Annotated in this window: 13 protein-coding genes; 6 read left to right on the forward strand and 7 right to left on the reverse strand. The window is 55.1% G+C overall.

What is annotated here, in order from left to right:
- The 3 genes from AC559G_RS23670 to seqA all read right to left on the reverse strand — a co-directional run.
- On the reverse strand, positions 1 to 265 hold a 265-nt coding region (locus AC559G_RS23670; RefSeq protein ID WP_498915103.1), incomplete at its 3' end, for a hypothetical protein.
- 100 nt (positions 266 to 365) lie between these two features.
- Positions 366 to 2,009, reverse strand: a complete 1,644-nt coding sequence (gene pgm / locus AC559G_RS23675) for a phosphoglucomutase (RefSeq protein WP_498915104.1) — start codon at positions 2,007 to 2,009, stop codon at positions 366 to 368.
- 75 nt (positions 2,010 to 2,084) lie between these two features.
- Complete coding sequence (gene seqA, locus AC559G_RS23680; protein ID WP_498915105.1) at positions 2,085 to 2,624, reverse strand: replication initiation negative regulator SeqA; 540 nt, start codon at positions 2,622 to 2,624, stop codon at positions 2,085 to 2,087.
- 253 nt (positions 2,625 to 2,877) lie between these two features.
- Between seqA and ybfF the strand changes: the two genes are divergently transcribed.
- The 4 genes from ybfF (at position 2,878) to fur (ending at position 5,726) form a co-directional block, all read left to right on the forward strand.
- Positions 2,878 to 3,648, forward strand: a complete 771-nt coding sequence (gene ybfF / locus AC559G_RS23685) for an alpha/beta fold hydrolase (protein ID WP_498915106.1) — start codon at positions 2,878 to 2,880, stop codon at positions 3,646 to 3,648.
- 253 nt (positions 3,649 to 3,901) lie between these two features.
- Complete coding sequence (gene ybfE, locus AC559G_RS23690) at positions 3,902 to 4,189, forward strand: LexA regulated protein (RefSeq protein WP_279027061.1); 288 nt, start codon at positions 3,902 to 3,904, stop codon at positions 4,187 to 4,189.
- Between the two features lie 232 nt (positions 4,190 to 4,421).
- Positions 4,422 to 4,949 (forward strand): flavodoxin FldA, encoded by a 528-nt coding sequence (fldA, locus tag AC559G_RS23695; RefSeq protein WP_095845450.1) that lies wholly within the window; start codon positions 4,422 to 4,424, stop codon positions 4,947 to 4,949.
- Positions 4,950 to 5,279: 330 nt separating this feature from the next.
- On the forward strand, positions 5,280 to 5,726 hold the full coding sequence (gene fur / locus AC559G_RS23700) for a ferric iron uptake transcriptional regulator (protein WP_121553026.1): 447 nt from the start codon (positions 5,280 to 5,282) through the stop codon (positions 5,724 to 5,726).
- A gap of 95 nt (positions 5,727 to 5,821) precedes the next feature.
- On the opposite strand, the gene AC559G_RS23705 is transcribed toward fur, so the two are convergent.
- The 4 genes from AC559G_RS23705 to nagE form a co-directional block, all read right to left on the reverse strand.
- A complete protein-coding gene (locus tag AC559G_RS23705) occupies positions 5,822 to 8,494 on the reverse strand; it encodes a beta-N-acetylhexosaminidase (protein ID WP_498915107.1) in 2,673 nt (890 codons plus the stop codon).
- Between the two features lie 62 nt (positions 8,495 to 8,556).
- Positions 8,557 to 9,945, reverse strand: coding sequence for an OprD family porin (gene chiP / locus AC559G_RS23710; protein ID WP_498915108.1), 1,389 nt, complete (start codon positions 9,943 to 9,945; stop codon positions 8,557 to 8,559).
- Positions 9,946 to 10,394: 449 nt separating this feature from the next.
- Positions 10,395 to 12,059: a glutamine--tRNA ligase gene (gene glnS, locus AC559G_RS23715; protein ID WP_498915109.1), complete on the reverse strand. Its 1,665-nt coding sequence runs from the start codon at positions 12,057 to 12,059 to the stop codon at positions 10,395 to 10,397.
- A 240-nt stretch (positions 12,060 to 12,299) separates the two neighbouring features.
- Positions 12,300 to 14,339 (reverse strand): PTS sugar transporter subunit IIABC family protein, encoded by a 2,040-nt coding sequence (gene nagE, locus AC559G_RS23720; RefSeq protein WP_498915110.1) that lies wholly within the window; start codon positions 14,337 to 14,339, stop codon positions 12,300 to 12,302.
- Between the two features lie 331 nt (positions 14,340 to 14,670).
- Here nagE and nagB point away from each other — a divergent pair, with 331 nt between their 5' ends.
- Both nagB and nagA read left to right on the forward strand, forming a co-directional pair.
- Positions 14,671 to 15,471 (forward strand): glucosamine-6-phosphate deaminase, encoded by an 801-nt coding sequence (gene nagB, locus AC559G_RS23725; protein ID WP_498915306.1) that lies wholly within the window; start codon positions 14,671 to 14,673, stop codon positions 15,469 to 15,471.
- A gap of 17 nt (positions 15,472 to 15,488) precedes the next feature.
- Entirely contained in the window at positions 15,489 to 16,628 is a 1,140-nt protein-coding gene (gene nagA / locus AC559G_RS23730) for an N-acetylglucosamine-6-phosphate deacetylase (protein ID WP_498915111.1), read from the forward strand.
- The last annotated feature ends 11 nt before the right edge of the window (positions 16,629 to 16,639 follow it).

A 16,639-nucleotide genomic window follows, 5' to 3' on the forward strand; every position in this document is an offset into this window, starting at 1 on the left:
TCTTGTTGAACTTTTGCAGTTGCCAGACCGCAAGATGTTTTAACAAATCAAAAGGGGTTTTAATAACTGGCTTAAAGCTGAAAGCTTTCCGGAACCCCCAGCCTAGCTGGGGGTTTTCCATCGACAAAAAAGTGCGGCAATATTCTGCCGCACCGTTTGCACAACGAGATCCCCTCACCCCATCCCTCTCCCACAAGGAAAGGGAGCGCACCGGCATTGCCATGAGGTGTGGCTTTACCAGGGGCTGGTTTTGTTCCTTTCCCATGGCGCCGGGGGTAACGATAAAGCGTTGTATTATCAGGCCATGCGTTTTTGTCCCCTCTCCCTGTGGGAGAGGGTTAGGGTGAGGGCACGCACCGGCATTATTACTTGGCTGAAGCCAGCACTTCGCTGACGATATTCACCGCTTCGTGTTCGATCTTCTCGCGATGTTCAGCCCCGAGGAAGCTCTCACAATAGATTTTGTAAGCCTCTTCCGTGCCGGATGGGCGTGCAGCGAACCAGCCGTTGTCCGTCATCACCTTCAAGCCGCCGATTGCAGCACCGTTGCCTGGCGCAGCCGTCAGGCGAGCCGTGATCGGATCGCCGGCCAGCGTGCTGGCCTTCACCATTTCTGGCGAAAGCTTGGCCAACACGGCCTTCTGCGCATGGGTCGCTGGCGCCTGAATACGGTTGTAGCTCGGCGCGCCAAAACGCGCGGCCAGCTCATCGTAATGGGCCTGTGGGTTTTTGCCGGTAACCGCCGTAATTTCCGCCGCTAGCAGGCACATAATGATGCCGTCTTTATCGGTGGACCACGGTTTGCCGTCAAAGCGCAGGAAAGATGCACCGGCACTCTCTTCACCACCAAAGCCGAAGCTGCCGTCAAACAGGCCGTCAACGAACCACTTAAAGCCCACTGGCACTTCCACCAGCTTGCGGCCCAGGTCAGCCACCACGCGATCGATCATCGCGCTCGACACCAGCGTTTTACCTACGGCGACGTCAGCCCCCCACTGCGGGCGATGCTGGAACAGGTAGTTAATGGCCACCGCCAGGTAATGGTTCGGGTTCATCAGGCCCTTCGGCGTAACGATGCCGTGGCGGTCGTAGTCCGGATCGTTGGCGAAAGCCAGATCAAACTTATCGCGCAGCGCCAGCAAACCGGCCATCGCCGATTCCGATGAGCAATCCATACGGATAATGCCGTCGTGATCCAGGTGCATAAAGCGGAAAGTTTGATCGACCGAATCGTTAACCAGCGTCAGATCCAGCTTGTAATGTTCGGCAATGCGCTGCCAGTAGGCAATGCCCGAACCGCCGAGCGGATCAACGCCCAGCTTCAGCCCCGCCTGCTGGATGGCCGGCATATCGACGATATTAACCAGCCCTTCGACATACGGCTGCACCAAATCCTGCGCGTGCAGATGGCCGCTTTGCCAGGCTTTGTCCAATGACTGGCGCGCCACGCCTTTCAACTGCTGCGCCAGCAGTTCATTGGCGCGTTTTTCGATCACCGAGGTCAGGTTGGTGTCCGCCGGCCCACCGTTTGGCGGATTGTATTTAATGCCGCCGTCTTCCGGCGGGTTGTGCGAAGGCGTGATAACGATGCCATCCGCCAGCGCGCCGCCGTCGCGGTTGTGCACCAAAATGGCATTGGAAATCGCCGGCGTCGGTGTGAAACCGTTGTTTTCCTGCACGATCACATCAACACCGTTCGCGGTCAGCACTTCCAACACGGAAATAAATGCCGGTTCCGACAGCGCATGGGTATCTTTCCCCACGTAGCAAGGGCCGGTAATGCCTTGTTGATGGCGCACTTCCGCTATCGCCTGAGCAATCGCCAGAATGTGAGCTTCGTTGAAGCTGTGGCGTTGAGCGCTGCCACGGTGACCTGAAGTACCGAACTTAACCGCATGGGCGGCATTGCCCACCTCCGGCTGCAGCACATAATACTGCGAGGCCAGTTGGGCTACGTTAATCAAATCGCTTTGCTGAGCAAGTTGCCCGGCACGTGGGTTGTTCGCCATCGGCATATCTCCCTGTACCCTCCCGGCCACCGGGCAAACAACTGCGCACGGCCACCGGTCAGGCTGTTCGCTAAATTAGATAGTCCCGCAAACTTTCTCAGTCAGTTCCGCCGGGAACTGCATGGCCAGCATGATATGTTCAACCATGCTGCGCTTGCGGCCGGTATTGGTATTGGTGATCACCCAGTATGGCGTACCTGGAACGTGTTTCGGTTTGGTATGCGTACCATTTGCCAGCAGGGTTTGCTGATCGCCGGCAAAGTAAATACGGGTACGGCCATGCAATGCTTCGGTTGCGGCGGCGAAGCCCGCTGCATCCAGGGTATACAGAGTGGAAAGTACCAGCATAAAACGGTTGACGGCTTTATTCTGCTCGGCATATTCGTCCGACAGCAACAGCTCGCGCATGGCACGCACGCGATCGCGCGGGCGCGATTGCGCCGCATTTTTCTCTGGCTCCGCCGCTGCGCTGCCGCCCACTGGCACAGCGCGCACTGGCTGCCCCGCAGTGAACTTCAACATACGCCGTAAAATATCAGACGCGCTTTCACCAATATGTTGCGTGTGGCTGGCAATATAGCGGTAAAGTTCTTCGTCGACTTCAATAGTTTTCATCTTTATCCAGTACGTTTTTTTCTACTTAAAGCCTGAAGCCAGGTTCTGCATTCAAGCCATGGGATTATAAAGTTAAAAGCGCAGGGGCGGACACAATATTGTTCCATCTGGCAGCAAAAGCAGATTATTACCTATCGCCACCGGAGGCAAACGCCACGCCTTACCATGAAAAACCCACGTTATTCATTGGGAAGACCAACCTGATTCAATCATGATACCCTAATCTTGGTATCCATAAATCATCAACTTCACCATGAAATTACATTATCAACGCTTGGCGGCACCGGCGGATGCACCGGCAGCACTGCCGATTATTTTGATCCACGGTCTGTTTGGCGATCTCGACAATCTGGGCGTGCTGGCGCGCGATTTGTGCCAACAGCACACGGTAATAAAAGTCGATCTGCGTAATCATGGGCTTTCCCCTCACGCAGAGGAGATGTCTTATCCAGCCATGGCGCAGGATCTGCTGGCCCTGATGGACGAACTTTCGGTAGCAAAGGCCATCGTCATCGGTCATTCAATGGGCGGCAAGGCGGCGATGGCGTTAACGGCGATAGCGCCGGAACGGATTGAAAAACTGGTGGTTATCGACATCGCCCCGGTGGCCTACGATACCCGCCGCCATGACAAAATTTTCGCCGCGCTGCAGACGGTGGCCAACGCCAACGTGGCCCAGCGGCGTGAGGCCACCTTGCTGATGCGTGATTATATTGAAGAAGAAGGCGTCATTCAGTTCCTGCTGAAATCGTTTCACAACGGTGCCTGGCGTTTTAACCTGCCGGTGCTGATTCAACAATACGCGGCAATTCTCGGTTGGCAGGATGTGCCCGCCTGGCCACACCCGGTGCTGTTTATCCGCGGTGGGCTATCACCCTATATACAAGACAGCTACCGTGATGAAATCACCCGCCAGTTTCCGCAGGCCCGTGCCTATGTCGTCGCCGGCAGCGGCCACTGGGTTCACGCCGAAAAACCGCAGGCGGTATTAAAAGCAATTAATCGGTTTATCGGCCCTGCCTGAACCAATTGGCGGAAAAACGCGCTAAAGATAAGCGCTTAGCGCGTTTGTACCGCAGTTAAGCATTGTCGTTGCTCTACCTGCTGGGGTAATATGGCGCGCTGTAATTTTGCCGCCTAAGCCCCGCGTTTTAACCGGCGCCAGGCTGGGGGGCGAATTTTGGGTTAGGGTTGATTGGCCCGACAAAATGTAAACCGAACCGTCCAAAGGCGCGTAAGCGCTTTTTGATACAAACTCCCTTGCAGTTACCGCAACAATGGCTAAAGAACAAACGGATCGCACAACGCTGGATCTGTTCGCAGATGAACGCCGTCCGGGGCGCCCGAAAACTAACCCGCTTTCCCGCAATGAACAGCTTAGGATCAACAAGCGCAATCAGTTACGGCGCGATAAGGTTCGTGGCTTGCGGCGTGTGGAGCTGAAAATCAATGCGGACGCGGTAGACGCTCTGAACAAACTGGCGGACCAGCGCAACATCAGCCGCAGCGAACTCATTGAGCAAATGCTGTTGGCTAAACTGGCGGAAGAACAGCCAGAACTCTGATCTTGCCGCCCTGGCGCGCGGCGCAGGCGTTAAGGACAACGCCGGATCGCTCCCGCTTTCTTCCCCATAGGCATCGCATAAATGCGATAAATCCTGCGGGTAAATTTCTGGCATGATAGGCGTTTACCGGTAAGAAACAGCGTGAAAATGGCGCACGGGATGCCCAGCGCTGCATCGCCATCGGCGTCTTATCGCGACACAACTTTATTGAATTGAAAGGGTTATACGCTATATGGCAACTGTAGGCATTTTCTTTGGCAGCGACACTGGTAATACCGAAAACATTGCCAAGATGATCCAAAAACAATTGGGCAAAGAAGTGGCTGAAGTTCACGACATTGCCAAAAGCAGCAAGGAAGATCTGGAAGCCTTCGACATCCTGCTGCTGGGTATTCCAACCTGGTACTACGGTGAAGCGCAGTGCGATTGGGATGACTTCTTCCCTACGCTCGAAGAGATCGACTTCAACGGTAAGCTGGTCGCGCTGTTCGGCTGCGGCGATCAGGAAGACTACGCAGAATACTTCTGCGATGCGATGGGCACCATCCGCGATATCATCGAACCACGCGGCGCCACCATCGTCGGCCACTGGCCAACCCAGGGCTACCATTTCGAAGCCTCAAAGGGTTTGGCGGATGATGATCATTTTATTGGCCTGGCCATCGATGAAGACCGCCAGCCGGAGTTGACCAACGAGCGTGTCGACGCCTGGGTCAAACAGATCAGCGAAGAATTGAATCTGGCTGAACTGGCCAACTAAACCTTGTGGGTGGCGGTTGAATAATGGCCCTGTAACGTGCATAGTAGCAATGTCAACAGGGTCATTATTGATATTATGAATTGAAGCAATAGAAGCTACGATTTTGTAACTTCTCACATCGTCACGGTAAACTGCGGCATCGGTTTATCCCATTCATCAAGACGTTGCATATGTAAAATGCAATAGTGCAAATATAGCGTTGTTAACAACCGGCGGTTTTCATTTAGCGCAACCGGTTCTATAATGTGACGCAATTATATCTTTGTGCCGACCGATGCCATAGGCGAGAACGCCTCAACTTGATTAGCATAGTAACAGGACTGAATCCGCATGACTGACAACAACACCGCATTGAAGAAGGCCGGCTTAAAAGTCACGCTTCCGCGACTCAAAATCCTGGAAGTGCTGCAGGATCCGGAATGCCACCACGTCAGTGCGGAAGATTTGTATAAGAAATTGATAGATATGGGCGAAGAAATTGGCCTGGCCACGGTGTACCGCGTGCTTAACCAGTTTGACGACGCCGGTATCGTCACCCGCCACAATTTTGAAGGCGGCAAATCCGTATTTGAATTGACTCAGCAACACCACCACGATCACCTGATTTGCCTGGACTGCGGCAAAGTGATCGAATTCCGCGACGAATTTATCGAAGCGCGCCAGCGTGATATTGCCAAAAGGCACGGTATCAAACTCACCAACCACAGCCTGTATCTGTATGGGCACTGTGAAACCGGTGATTGCCGTGAAGATGACGCGATACACAACGCAAAGTAACAGGTGCTTGCCCCTAGCGTAAAAAAACAGCCGTATATGCGGCTGTTTTTTTATGGGCTGCGTATGCAGCCCGCGCGCTGCGCGGGCTGGCGTCACTACCCTTGCACCATTTCGCTACGGCTAAAGCGCTTACCATCCGGGCTGACGGCACGGATTTGCACCCCAGCGGAAACGTTCGGCTTGGCGCTGCCGTCATAGCGCCGCCATTGTTTGCCGCCGTCGGTGGAGTATTCAATCCCCAGGCCCGGCAGTGAGATATTGGCCTCCAGTTTGCCATCAACGATGCGCGCGCCAGGCACCGGCAAGCGGTAGTGGATACCGCCCTTATCCAACTTGGCCAGCTCACGCTGCCCTAACAGATTGGCAAAGCGCAGCCAGTCTTTATCCAGCGCCGCGCGATCGACAAACTGCGTTTCGCCACCTTTATATTCGCGCGCGGCCTGATAATCCAGCTCCCAGGCCGCGCGGTGCCACGCACGCTCCGCCACCGAAATGACGCGCGGGAAAATCATATATTCCATCTGCTCGTCGGTACGCACGGTTTCGCTCCAGGACTGTGCCGATAGCCCGTATGCGCCAGGCCATGGCTTATCGCTCTTGGCGCTGAAGGCATCACCGTCGCGATCGCGCGAAGTTTCCGCATTCTGCGGCAGGTTGTCCGGCGCAAAGCTGAACATTTTCTGTTCATCATTAAAGCGTGCCGCCCAATAGTAACCGCGTTCATTGGGGTTAACTTCGTACGGGAAATCCATGTAGACATAATCCGGGTTGGAGATCGTCACCTCGTAGCCCTTGTTCGCCCAGTCGTTAGCGGTGTCGAAGCCGCCCCAGTACAGGGTATCCCAGAAATTAACGCCAACGCGCTTGGTGGCGAACGCCTTGGCGTTTTCCGCGTCTTTCAGGCCATCTTGCCAGGCCTGCATTTTTTCGATGCCGTGCGCGTTAACCCGTTTGCTCACCTCAATGGCGAAATAGCTCGGCAGGTGCGCCATATCCTGCACCTTGCCTTGCGCGATCATCGCCTGGCAAACCTGCGATTTCGCCCAGGGTTTGTCCTCTTTGCTGAGATCGACCATACCTTTGCCTGGCTCCGGATGGCGGATATCGGTATAGCCGGTGCCCAAGCGGATATTTTTTGCTTCATCACCACCAAAATGCCAGGTGGTCAGCGGTTGGCCCGCCTCTTTATGCATCAAAGCGATCTCGCCAATCACCTTATCGGCAAAGTGCGTGGACGACGGCAAGCAAGGGTTCAGATAGCTGTGGCGATCGTAAAACTGTACCGATGTGGTATTGGAGTCATCGGTAGGATCCAGCAGGCGATACTCGCCAGCGGCCTGTTCCTTGCCTTCGGCGTGCAGCTTTTGGTAGCGGGCTTCCATCGCCACCACCGCCGCACGGGCGTGCGCCGGCATGTCAATTTCCGGGATCACTTCAATCTGGCGCGCCTGGGCATATTTTACGATGTCGATATAGTCGCCACGGGTGAAAAAGCCGGAACCGTTATTATTGCTGTTCGGCCCGGAGCCCAACTGGGGCAACAGGCACGTTGTTTCTGTCAGATCGTGGCAGCGCTTGCCCCCCACCTCGGTTAACTCCGGCAGGCCGGGAATTTCAATGCGCCAGCCTTCGTCGTCGCTCAGGTGAAAATGGAATTTATTCAGCTTATAGGCCGCCATCTGGTCCAATAAGCGCAGAACCGCATCTTTGGTGTGGAAATTGCGCCCAACGTCCAGGAACACGCCGCGGTATTGAAAACGCGGCGCATCGCGGGCCGTCAGCACGGCGATTTTTTTGTCGCCATCGGCGGGCAGCAGCGAAAGAACAGACTGCAAGCCATAAAATACGCCCGCCTCATCAATGCCGGTAATCTGCGCGGATTTTTCACCCATCGCCAGCGTATACGCTCCCGGCACTGCCTCGGCGCCGCTGAAGGCGTGCGGATCAATCGCGGTTGTGATCGGATAACCACCCGCACGCTGGGGGATGCCAAGCTGTTCGAAACGCTGGGTGACAGCGCTGGCTGCCGGTGCCGCCAATGCGCCAAGCGCCAGCGCAACGCCCTGGCTAAGATCGGCATCCCGAGTGGGATCAATCGTCACCTGCAGCGGCGTTGGGATCATCTGCCCGCGCAGCGCCGTGGCCGGCAGGCGGCTTAACGCCGCGTTTTTCGTAAAGCGCGTCGCCGGCGTCATCAGGATGTTGTTATCATGTTGGGTGCGTTTCCATTGATCGCCGCTTAACGGCGTCAGGAACCGGTGCAAATCTTCAGTATCGGTGTTCACCAGCACCTTCGGCTTGGCGTTGCCGGAGGTGGCATACCAGCGCGGCATCACGTCGCTGTTGAACAATTGCCAGTATTCCCCCACCAGCGGGATCTCCACGCGCCCCCCAGCCGGGAAGCCGGTGAATTTATCCGTCGGCTCCAGCTTATGTAAATCGCCGGTGATAAAGGTAATTTTAAACTGATCGCTATCCACCTTCAGGATCTGACGGATGCTGTGAAAATAGATGGCCCAATCCTTTTCTTTTATCGCTGCGCCATCGTTGATTAGGGTAAGCACCGCCTGGTTACACGCCGCCCAATCCGCCCCCAGCTTGGCGCAGTCTACGCCATGCTCTCCCGCACGATTATCCACGATGCGGTAATTAACCTTAAGCTGGCTCAGTTGATCAACCACCGCCTGCCCGGCAGGCGCCTGCGCCGCCGCCCCAAAGCCCACCGTTGCCATCAGCGCCGCCAGCGCTCTCACCGTAAATTTATTCATTTTCAGCTCATCCTTAATCAGTCTGCAATATTGCCAATCGCGCCTTTCCCTGCCGGGATGCTTTACAGCAGCGTAAACGGCACAATCACTATGAATTTGACGTCTTTCTCATCCTGGAAAATGTTGCCGTAGCCCCCGCTCCAGCTTGGAATATCCGAGTGGTTGTTATAACGGGTGAAGTGCAGCTTGAACTGTGCGCCTTTGACGCGCCCTTCCTGCACGGTGTACATCGCATCAAGGCTATAGGCACTTTCCCTGAGCCGTTGGCTCTGATCGTAAATCGGGTTGGTGCTGGGCTTGGCATCCCAAGCGTAAACATACGAGCCGCCCACCGCCCAACCGGGCAGATCCCAGTTCTTCAGGTCATACATCACGCCGGCGTAGACGGCTTTTTCACCGTTGGCGTTAAAATCGGAACGGTTATCCCACCAGATATCAAGACGGCCGTTGGAAGACGCGTAGGTCGGCGTCATGCGCTGCAGGAAATACCCCTGGTTGCCCTCGGCCTTAACCATGGTGCCTTCCAAGCGCCAGTTGAACGGGCCGGTGGTATAGCCGAAGGTCAGCGCCTGCAGCCAGGCCAGCCCGTCATAGATGCTGTTGGCATCGCTTTTATTGCCGATGCGATCTTCAGCCCCATAGAACTGATAACTGGTGGTCAGTGGGTTGCCCGCCACGGAAAACTGGTAGCTGGCCTTGGTGAAATACTGGTTTACATAGCCCTGGGCCTGGCCGAAGGCGGCTTCCAGCACCAGGTTGTTTTTAAAGTCATATTTCGCCCCGAAGGAGTGCAGGTAGGCAACCGCGGTTTTTTTGTCGTTCTGGCGGAAATCGTCCATTTCGGTGTGCCACGGGGCCTTGTACTTGTTGGCCCACATATAGGAAAAACGCAGTTCCCCGGCATCGCCGTAATCAAACTCGGCCCCGGCTTCCGCCCCCTGATAGGTGCCGGGCAACAGGCTCCAGTGTGGCGCCAGCAACGTTTGCCCGCTGGGCTGAATATAACCGGCGCGCGCCCAGAGCGGGCCTGATTTGAACTTCGCCGCCGCCTTATACAGGCTAACGCCGCTCTTGTCGCCGCTATAATCTTCAGCGTAAGTGCGGTTCCTCGAAGAAAAAGCGATTTCATTCGGGTGGCCGCTCGCGCTGGATTCCGCCATCTCAACGGCGGTGAAGACCGCCAGATCGATGCCGAACATATCGGCAGCATAGCCGGAGGCGAAATCAAGATTGGCGTTCCATGTGGCGTGGGAAAGGTTGGTTTTATATTGATCGCCGTCGGTAACATCTTTGCGATCGCGCTGGCGCTGCCAGTAGTACACCCCGCCAGTCAGCGACGCATCATCGATAAACCCCGTGGCCTGCACGCTGGCCGGGGCCACACAACCGCCGCCTGCGGCACTGGCCAACACCAGCACCAGCGCTCTGCGCCGCACATCCTTTTGCTCCATACAAAATCCCTCTTGCGGTTAAACGTGCGGCGAATACATCGTTGAACAGTACGCCGCGCAATGTCATGCAGATCTCAGACTACTTTCGCGATGAAAATTATCAAAGGGGATCGGCGCAATTTTTATCAAAATATGACCAAGAGCACATATTAGTGTGTCAGCAGGTAACCATTTATGTGACGCAGCACCAAATGACAGATAGATAAATAATATTTTGATTATAAAATAATTTTTATCACGCCAAACATAATCAGAGTGAACGCATTGCGCTAAAGAAACACCGCCTCAGCTCCGGCTTGCTTGCAAGGGAAATACAGTTAATTCGTAATGAAAATAAATAACACAAGGCAGTGTATGCGGTGGGAATGAACGAAAATAGCCGCGAATGTTCGGCATAAACATAAAAAAAGCGCGGCCTACGCCGCGCTTTTTCACCACTGAAGAAAAACTCACACTGCGGCTTTCGCCCAGGTATCACGCAGGCCGACGGTGCGGTTAAACACCAGGTGCGTGGCCGAAGCATCGCGGCTATCTGCGCAGAAGTAACCTTCGCGCTCAAACTGGTAGGCTTTTTCCGGCACAGCGCCAGCCAGGCTTGGCTCAACGAAACCTTGTTTGATCACCAGCGATTCCGGGTTAATGGTCGAGAGGAAATCCTCTGCCGCGCCAGGGTTCGGCACACTGAACAGGCGATCGTACAGGCGAATTTCCGCCGGCAGCGCGTGCGCCACAGACACCCAGTGGATCACCCCTTTCACCTTGCGGCCATCGGCCGGATCTTTGCTCAGCGTTTGCGCATCATAGCTGCAATAGATGGTGGTAATGTTCCCCTGCTCGTCTTTCTCAACGCGTTCGGCTTTAATCACGTAGGCGTTACGCAGGCGCACTTCTTTACCCAGCACCAGACGCTTGTACTGCTTGTTGGCTTCTTCACGGAAATCCGCGCGATCGATATAGATCTCACGGCTGAATGGCACCTCACGGCTGCCCATTTCCGGTTTATTCGGATGGTTAGGCATGGTGACCATCTCAACATCTTCGCCCTTGTTCTCGATGACCACTTTCACCGGATCCAATACCGCCATGGCGCGCGGCGCGTTCTCGTTAAGATCGTCCCGGATGCAGGATTCCAACGCCACCATTTCCACGTTGTTATCTTGCTTAGTAACGCCTATCCGCTGGCAGAACTCACGGATCGATGCCGCGGTATAACCACGGCGGCGCAGACCGGAAACGGTCGGCATACGCGGATCGTCCCACCCTTCCACGATGTTTTCCGTCACCAGTTGGTTCAGCTTGCGCTTGGACATAATCGCGTACTCAAGATTGAGGCGCGAAAACTCGTACTGCCGTGGGTGGCACGCGATGGTGATGTTATCCAGCACCCAGTCATACAGGCGGCGGTTATCCTGGAATTCCAGCGTACACAGCGAATGCGTGATCCCTTCCAGCGCATCGGAAATGCAGTGGGTGAAATCGTACATCGGATAGATGCACCATTTGTCGCCGGTCTGGTGGTGATGGGCGAACTTAATGCGGTACAGCACCGGATCGCGCATTACAATGAACGGCGATGCCATATCAATTTTGGCACGCAGGCACGCCGTGCCTTCAGCAAATTCACCCTGGCGCATTTTTTCAAACAGCGCCAGGTTCTCATCCACGCTGCGATCGCGGTACGGGCTGTTTTTACCCGGAGCCGTCAGGGTGCCGCGGTATTCACGGATTTGTTCAGGCGACAGTTCATCAACGTAAGCCAGGCCCTTGGTGATCAACTCCACTGCATAACCGTACAACTGATCGAAATAGTTCGAGGAATAGCAAACGTCGCCGCTCCACGTGAAGCCCAGCCATTCCACGTCGCGCTTGATTGACTCAACAAACTCCACGTTTTCCTTAACCGGGTTCGTGTCGTCAAAGCGCAGATTGCACTGGCCGTGATAATCCCTGGCGATGCCAAAGTTCAGGCAAATAGACTTCGCATGGCCAATATGCAGATAGCCATTAGGTTCAGGCGGGAAGCGGGTATGAACCGTGGTGTGCTTCCCTGAAGCCAGATCTTCATCAATGATCTGGCGGATAAAGTTGGTTGGGCGGGCTTCAGCCTCACTCATTGTTCTCTTCCTCAAAGACAAAACGCGACATATAACCGCCTATGATCTAACAAGCCACGCCCGGAAACAACCGTTAGTTTCACGAAAAGCGCAGGTTGCGGCCACCTCATGCTTAAGAGAGCTACAGCCTGGCATTTGTGCCGCTCTTCCATAAGAAAAGCGGGAAGAGATCGCTCTCTTCCCGCCTCATTATCCAGGCTGTTTTTCGCTATGTGCGATAGCGCGCCCTGGCTTTACGCCTTATTTTTGGATCTCGAACAGCGGGGTCTGGCCGGCCACCACCTGCCCGCTGGCCAATTCGGCCAGGCCGGCATAGTCTTCAATGTTGCTGACGATCACCGGGCTCACCATTGAGCGTGCGTTGGCATTCAGGAAAGCCAGATCCAGCTCCAGAACCGGCTGGCCGGCTTTCACCTTCTCGCCTTCCTGCACCAGGCGTTTAAAGCCCTGGCCGTTCAGCGCCACGGTATCAATGCCGATATGGACGACAATCTCGGCGCCTTTATCGGTTTCCAGGCAAAACGCATGATCGGTGTTGAAGATTTTCACCACGGTGCCGTCTGCCGGCGCCACGACGGTTTTATCGGTTGGGCGAATGGCAACGCCTTCCCCCACCGCTTTGCTGGCAAAGGCTTCATCCGGCACCTGCTCCAACGGCACCACCTCACCGGTGATCGGCGCCAGCAAGCGCTGGAACGCTGCTTTCGGCGTATTCGGCACCGCTTGCGGTTTGGCCTGGGTGGCGGGTTCAGCCGCCACTGGTGCAACCGCGGCGGCAACCGGGCCGGCGGAAATAACGCTGCGCATCGCGCTGGCGATCAGTTCGGCACGGGTACCGACAATGATCTGCACGCTCTGCTTGTTCAAACGGATCACCCCGGAAGCGCCCAGGCGTTTCGCCAGGCCATCATTAACCAGCGCAGAATCTTTCACATTTAGGCGCAGACGGGTGATACAGGCATCAATCCCCGTCAGGTTATCGCTACCGCCGATGGCGGAAACATAGCGGCGAGCCAGCGCGGAGGTTTCACTTTCATCCCGATTGGCGCTGTTATCCACATTCACATCATAACCGTCGCTTTCATCACCGGTAGCCGCCAATTCACGCCCCGGCGTCATCAGGTTGAACCGGGTAATGGTGAAGCGGAACACCAGATAGTAAATGACGAAGAACACCAGCCCTTGCGGGATCAGCATATACCAGTGGGTTGCCAGCGGGTTGCGCACCCACAGCATCATATCCACCAGCCCGGCGCTGAAGCCAAAGCCGGAAATCCAATGCATGCTGGCGGCGATGAACACTGAAATCCCGGTCAGCACGGCGTGGATCACATACAGCACCGGGGCCACAAACATGAAGGAAAACTCAAGCGGCTCGGTGATGCCGGTAAAGAAGGCTGCAAAGCCGGCAGCCAGCATAATCCCGGCCACTTTCGCCTTATTCTCCGGGCGGGCGCAGTGATAAATCGCCAGCGCCGCCCCCGGCAGGCCGAACATCATGATCGGGAAGAAGCCCGCCTGATAGCGGCCGGTAATGCCCACCACCGCTTTGCCGGCATCAATGGACTGCTGGCCGCCGAGGAAGTTAGGGATATCGTTAATGCCGGCGACGTCAAACCAGAATACCGAGTTCAGCGCATGGTGCAGACCAACCGGGATCAACAGGCGGTTGAAGAAGGCATAAATACCAGCGCCCGCCGCGCCCAGTTTCTGAATGTGCTCACCGAAGTTCACCAACGCGTTGAAGATCATCGGCCAGACATACATCAGGATAAAAGCAACGAGGATCATCAGGAAAGAGATCAGGATCGGCACCAGACGGCGGCCGCTGAAGAAGGACAACGCCTTCGGCAATTCAACGCCGCTGAAGCGGTTGTATATCTCTGCCGAGATCACCCCCACCAGAATACCAACGAACTGGTTTTCTATTTTACCGAACGCGGCTGGCACCTGCTCGACCGGGATTTTTTGGATCATTGAGACGGCGGCAGGTGAACACAGGGTGGTCAGCACCAGAAAGCCGACAAAGCCGGTCAGCGCGGCGGCGCCGTCTTTGTCTTTCGACATGCCGTAAGCCACACCAATGGCAAACAGCACGGCCATGTGCTCGATGATGGCCGCACCGGATTTGATCAACAATGCGGCAAACGCATTATCGCCCCCCCAAGCGACGGGATCGATCCAATACCCCACCCCCATCAGGATTGCGGCTGCCGGTAGCGTGGCAACCGGCACCATCAGCGCCCGGCCTACTTTTTGTAAATAACTAAGAATGTTCACCTTTTCCCCCTACTGATCCGCGAGCGGAATCTTATTAGTTGTTATTGATGCTACTCACTACTTTTTCGGAAAACTCCGTGGCATGCATTACTCGCACCGAGTGTAAAAAGAATATTTTTCATCGCAAATTAAAACCTCATTATTTGTGATGCACATCACTAATAATGAGTCTTTTATAACCGTATTGCTAGCCACAACACAAAACTTATTTTATGATTCAAAAAATCAAAGCATGCGGTGATTCATACAGGAGCCATCAGGCTGAGTTACGCTTAGAGCTCCTGTCCAGGCCCGTTTCGCTACCGTTTTAGTTTACTTACAGAGGTGTATGATGAGACTGATACCACTACAAGATACCGTACAAGTCGGCAAATGGGCGGCACGCCATATTGTGCAACGCATCAACGCGTTCAAGCCCACCGCAGAGCGCCCGTTCGTTCTTGGGCTGCCCACCGGCGGTACGCCGCTGGAAGCATACAAACACCTGATCGCCATGCACAAAGCCGGCGAAGTCAGCTTCAAACATGTGGTGACCTTCAATATGGATGAATATGTTGGTCTGCCGCAAGAGCACCCGGAAAGCTATCACACCTTCATGTACCGTAATTTATTTGATCACATTGATATCCCGCGCGAAAATATCAATCTGCTGAATGGTAATGCGCCGGATGTGGACGCCGAGTGCCGTAGCTATGAAGAGAAAATCAAATCTTACGGTAAGATTCACCTGTTTATGGGCGGCGTCGGCGTTGATGGGCACATTGCGTTTAACGAGCCGGCCTCATCCCTGGCATCTCGCACCCGCATCAAGACATTGACCGAAGAGACCCGCATTGCCAACTCACGCTTCTTTGGCGGCGATGTCAATCTGGTGCCTAAATATGCCCTGACCGTAGGCGTCGGCACGCTGCTGGATGCCGAAGAAGTGATGATTCTGGTTACCGGCCATGCCAAAGCACAAGCGCTGGCGGCCGCGGTGGAAGGCAATATCAACCACCTGTGGACGATCAGTTGCCTGCAGTTGCATGCCAAAGCCGTTATGGTTTGCGACGAGCCTTCCACCATGGAATTGAAAGTCAAAACCGTTAAATATTTCCGCGCGTTAGAAGCGGAAAACATGAAAAATATTTAATCTCTGCAGGGGGCAACATGTTCGCTTTAACCCACGGCCGTATCTACACCGGCCACGATGTGCTTGATGACCACGCGGTTGTCATTGCTGATGGCCTGATTGAACGGGTCTGCCCACAAGACCAGTTGCCCGCCGGGATCGAAACGCGCGATCTGGGTGGCGCCATCCTAGCCCCCGGTTTCATTGACGTTCAGCTTAACGGCTGCGGCGGCGTGCAGTTTAACGATTCGCTGGCAGCCATCTCGGTTGAAACGCTGGAAATCATGCAGCGCGCCAATGAAAAATCCGGCTGCACCAGCTATCTGCCCACGCTGATCACCTGCAGTGACGAATTTATGAAGCACGGCATCGAAGTGATGCGTGCCTATCTGAAAAAACACCCGAATCAGGCACTGGGCCTGCACCTGGAGGGGCCATACCTCAATCCGGTGAAAAAAGGCACCCACAACCCGGCGTTTATCCGCAAGCCCGAGAGCCAGATGGTGGATTACCTGTGCGCCCATGCCGATGCCATCAGTAAAATCACGCTGGCACCGGAAATGGTCGAGCCGCACTTTATCCGCCAGTTGTCTGAAGCCGGCATCATCGTTTCCGCCGGCCATGCCAACGCCACCTACGCCGAAGCTCGGGCCGGCTTTGCCGCGGGCATCTCTTTCGCCACCCATTTGTACAACGCCATGCCTTATATCACCGGCCGCGAACCGGGCCTGATCGGCGCGGTTTTTGATACGCCAGAGGTCTATACCGGCATCATCGCCGACGGCCATCACGTGGCCTGGGCGAGTATCCGTAACGCTAAACGTATTAAAGGTGATAAATTGGTGCTGGTCACCGACGCGACTGCTCCGGCAGGAGCCGATATTGATCAATTTATTTTCGCCGGTAAAACAATATACTATCGCGACGGAATTTGCGTAGACGCCAACGGCACCCTGAGCGGGTCTGCGCTGACCATGATTCAAGCGGTGCAAAACAGCGTGGAACATATCGGCATCGCGCTGGATGAAGCGCTGCGGATGGCAACGCTATATCCGGCCCGCGCCATCGGCGTGGCTCATCGCTTAGGCACCGTCGAGGCCGGCAAGGTCGCTAACCTGACCGCGTTTACCCGTGATTATAAAATCACCAAGACTCTCGTTAACGGTAACGAGGTGTAATTAATGAACAG

Source organism: Gibbsiella greigii, assembly GCF_039540155.1.
Classification (GTDB): domain Bacteria; phylum Pseudomonadota; class Gammaproteobacteria; order Enterobacterales; family Enterobacteriaceae; genus Gibbsiella; species Gibbsiella quercinecans.

Excerpts from the sequence above, each read along its gene's own strand:
- pgm (WP_498915104.1), bottom strand. The coding sequence starts at position 2,009 with ATGGCGAACAACCCACGTGCCGGGCAACTTGCTCAGCAAAGCGATTTG.
- seqA (WP_498915105.1), bottom strand. The coding sequence starts at position 2,624 with ATGAAAACTATTGAAGTCGACGAAGAACTTTACCGCTATATTGCCAGC.
- ybfF (WP_498915106.1), top strand. The coding sequence starts at position 2,878 with ATGAAATTACATTATCAACGCTTGGCGGCACCGGCGGATGCACCGGCA.
- ybfE (WP_279027061.1), top strand. The coding sequence starts at position 3,902 with ATGGCTAAAGAACAAACGGATCGCACAACGCTGGATCTGTTCGCAGAT.
- fldA (WP_095845450.1), top strand. The coding sequence starts at position 4,422 with ATGGCAACTGTAGGCATTTTCTTTGGCAGCGACACTGGTAATACCGAA.
- fur (WP_121553026.1), top strand. The coding sequence starts at position 5,280 with ATGACTGACAACAACACCGCATTGAAGAAGGCCGGCTTAAAAGTCACG.
- AC559G_RS23705 (WP_498915107.1), bottom strand. The coding sequence starts at position 8,494 with ATGAATAAATTTACGGTGAGAGCGCTGGCGGCGCTGATGGCAACGGTG.
- chiP (WP_498915108.1), bottom strand. The coding sequence starts at position 9,945 with ATGGAGCAAAAGGATGTGCGGCGCAGAGCGCTGGTGCTGGTGTTGGCC.
- glnS (WP_498915109.1), bottom strand. The coding sequence starts at position 12,059 with ATGAGTGAGGCTGAAGCCCGCCCAACCAACTTTATCCGCCAGATCATT.
- nagB (WP_498915306.1), top strand. The coding sequence starts at position 14,671 with ATGAGACTGATACCACTACAAGATACCGTACAAGTCGGCAAATGGGCG.
- nagA (WP_498915111.1), top strand. The coding sequence starts at position 15,489 with ATGTTCGCTTTAACCCACGGCCGTATCTACACCGGCCACGATGTGCTT.